General features: G+C 51.8%; 1 rRNA gene. It reads left to right on the top strand.

What is annotated here, in order from left to right:
* Window positions 1-1,447, top strand: a 23S ribosomal RNA gene (locus AC07E5_RS09810); the annotation flags it as partial.
* Window positions 1,448-1,467: the final 20 nt, after the last annotated feature.

Below are 1,467 nucleotides of genomic sequence, written 5' to 3'. Positions count from 1 at the left end.
GTCCAGGTGAAAGGAAGTAGGCATGCATCTTAGGCAAATCCGGGGTGCTCTATGCTGAGATCTGATAGCAAGCTGTACTTGTACAGTGAAGTGGCTGATACCCTGCTTCCAGGAAAAGTCTCTAAGCTTCAGTTACACTGGAATCGTACCCGAAACCGACACAGGTGGTCAGGTCGAGTAGACCAAAGCGCTTGAGAGAACTCTGCTGAAGGAACTAGGCAAAATGGTACCGTAACTTCGGGAGAAGGTACGCTGTTGATGGTGATAGGACTCGCTCCTTGAGCTGTCGACAGCCTCAGAAACCAGGCCGCTGCAACTGTTTATTAAAAACATAGCACTCTGCAAACACGAAAGTGGACGTATAGGGTGTGATGCCTGCCCGGTGCTGGAAGGTTAATTGATGGGGTTAGCGTAAGCGAAGCTCTTGATCGAAGCCCCAGTAAACGGCGGCCGTAACTATAACGGTCCTAAGGTAGCGAAATTCCTTGTCGGGTAAGTTCCGACCTGCACGAATGGCATAATGATGGCGGCGCTGTCTCCAGCAGAGGCTCAGTGAAATCGAATTCGCCGTGAAGATGCGGTGTACCCGCGGCTAGACGGAAAGACCCCGTGAACCTTTACTGCAGCTTGACATTGAACTTTGACCTTACTTGTGTAGGATAGGTGGGAGGCTTTGAAACTTGGACGCTAGTCCGAGTGGAGCCGTCCTTGAAATACCACCCTGGTAATGTTGAGGTTCTAACTCTGTCCCGTTATCCGGGACGAGGACCATGTCTGGTGGGTAGTTTGACTGGGGCGGTCTCCTCCTAAAGAGTAACGGAGGAGTACGAAGGTGCGCTCAGCGTGGTCGGAAATCACGCGTAGAGTATAAAGGCAAAAGCGCGCTTAACTGCGAGACCCACAAGTCGAGCAGGTACGAAAGTAGGTCTTAGTGATCCGGTGGTTCTGTATGGAAGGGCCATCGCTCAACGGATAAAAGGTACTCTGGGGATAACAGGCTGATACCGCCCAAGAGTTCATATCGACGGCGGTGTTTGGCACCTCGATGTCGGCTCATCTCATCCTGGGGCTGAAGCAGGTCCCAAGGGTATGGCTGTTCGCCATTTAAAGAGGTACGCGAGCTGGGTTTAGAACGTCGTGAGACAGTTCGGTCCCTATCTACCGTGGGCGCTGGAAATTTGAGAGGATCTGCTCCTAGTACGAGAGGACCAGAGTGGACGAACCTCTGGTGTACCGGTTGTGACGCCAGTCGCATCGCCGGGTAGCTATGTTCGGAAGGGATAACCGCTGAAAGCATCTAAGCGGGAAGCCTACCTCAAGATAAGATTTCCCCGAGGCTTTATGCCTCCTAAAGAGCCGTTGAAGACTACGACGTTGATAGGTTGGATGTGGAAGCATAGCGATATGTGAAGCTGACCAATACTAATTGCTCGTGAGGCTTGACTATACAACACCCAAACAGTTGGG

The organism is Acinetobacter seohaensis (genome assembly GCF_056431365.1).
This window is presented reverse-complemented; position numbering and strand designations above follow the sequence as displayed.